We start from the raw sequence: 2,185 nt of genomic DNA on the forward strand, positions 1-2,185 counted from the left end.
TATCTGTACCAGGGCTACAGCAGCCACAAGTATGTTCAGTACATGGGGGAGTCCGGTTTGCTAAGGGAGCGCCTGGTGCCCGACGTGGGGCTCAAGGTTGTCAATGGTGCATCCGTGATTCATGAACTCGGAAATGAGACAGATCATACTGAAGGATTTGCTTCGTATTTCTCACGTACTAAGCGCATTAATTGCGGAATTCGTAATCTTTACGGCATGTGGCCCGCAGGGTTTACGATGGATGATGAGGGGCATTTGCATATTGATATATACAGTACCTACAATTCAAAAGATGATATCTACTTTGCCTTTTTTGCCCATGACAAAAGGCAGGTTGTCCTTGAGTTTACCAAGTCGGCAAAGGAACCCGAACGAACGTTTTACGCTGTGCAATATCCTTTGATCGGCCGGGCCGAATTTCAACATTACAAGGATACCCGGGCCATCTATTACCACGACAGACTGGCAACACACGAGGAAACACGCAATTTTTTAAAAGAGATCGGACTGGAGAGCTATGAGATTTCGAATGTGGACACCATGCGCAGGTTTTATGTCTGGGGGCAGACCGGAGGTTCCAATCAGTATGATGTGAATTTATGCCAGTATCTTCACTACCTGCAGACCGGCAATGGAGGGGCGTTTCTGGCAGCACAGAACATGGACCACCACAAAATGTTCGGTTCAACCCATCATTCCGATGACTTTAATGTGTATACCGAAGGGCCTAAATTTTTCCCAAATGTGAATACTGCATGCCCGCCGAATCAAGATAAAGTGTCCTTTAACTATAAATTCTTCGACCGAGAGCATTCCCATGATGTCTCCGTCCCCATCGGGTATCTCTTAACCGGTGATGAGTCGATCATAAACGCCTGGAAAGATCACGGAGAGTATACACTGTATGATCAGGGCTCAGGAAAACATGGGGTGGACAGTTATTACGACGGAACAACATACTTGGGGTATGTACGAGTTTTTTCAAGGGCATTCCGTCGGGCAGGTGCTTTTGGCCTGTACACCGAAGATCCGGTGTGGGTGGAGAAGGCCGGACGTATGGTAAGGACGCTGCTCAGTTTGAGGGACGACCCTGAGGATGTGAGCCGGGACGGATGGCAGTTGGACCGGGGCTATGTGTATATGCACGGTCACGGTAACGAAACTTTCGGTGGAAAACGGACCAATACCTTGTTTATGACATGCGGGATTTTTGCTGACTCCCTTTGTTATTATGACTTTTTTGGCTTTGGGGATCCAATGTACTACGAAGACTATCGCGATTACATGCTCGGTTTGTCGTATCATGCATTGAATGAGTTGGTTTCTCTGGAGCGTCAACCCTATGTATACACGTTAGATCAGCCAGCTATTATGGAGGGGCTTGGGTCATACCCTTTATCCGGCCTGATGGCCCATGGATATGAGATGACGGGAAATGATCTCTTTCTGAGCATGTATAAGCATCATTATAATTGGATGTTGACATCCCAAAGCAAAGAGCGTGTTTACTCTCTGTACTCATCGCGTTTTATCCATGACTATTACAACAGAAACGTGTGTACCGGCTATGTGTCACCCATGGACGCCGGACGTGTGGATATGGGTAATTCTGAGTGTGGGAACATCTCACGGACAGGTTCGGTGTATACCTTGACGTGGGGCGTCCCCGAAAAAGGAATCAAGCGTTATCAGATCAAATGCTCATCGCAGCCCATGGTGGAGAATCTCGAGTTTGACCAAAGAAAAAGACGCTATACCTACGATCCGGCCCTTTACGACAATTTCTGGGCTGCACTGAACGTGGACAATGAACCCCAACCCAAACAGGTTGAGGGAGAAACAGAATCCGTGTCCATCGATGTGCGACAGGTTATCCATGAGTACAACACCCTGTATAATCTGAGTGAAGGAGATCCCGCTCATCAGGTCTACAATCCAGAGGCAGATTATTGTTTTGCCGTAAAGTACTCTACCGTGCTTTCCAATTCTTTTAGTGGCACGTTTCCTGCCGTGCCATGCCCGAACTGATGTGATCAGAGGGCCAACCTAAAGAGGTTCGTAACTATTCAGCTCAAACAAGCCTCCGGCGTCCCTGCCGGGGGCCAAACTTTTAGCCTGATTTATAAAACCGGGTTTGACAAACAGGTCTTAAGCAAGCCTTTCCAGGCTCCGCCGAAATAAGTTT

The 2,185-nt window shown here is 47.7% G+C and carries 1 protein-coding gene; it reads left to right on the forward strand.

Translation table 11 applies throughout. The features are described 5' to 3' along the window. The coding region (locus BLQ12_RS27625; RefSeq protein WP_175470091.1) for a hypothetical protein at positions 1 to 2,028 on the forward strand (2,028 nt) is incomplete at its 5' end. Positions 2,029 to 2,185: the final 157 nt, after the last annotated feature.

This window comes from Desulfoluna spongiiphila (assembly GCF_900101345.1).
Lineage (GTDB): Bacteria > Desulfobacterota > Desulfobacteria > Desulfobacterales > Desulfolunaceae > Desulfoluna > Desulfoluna spongiiphila.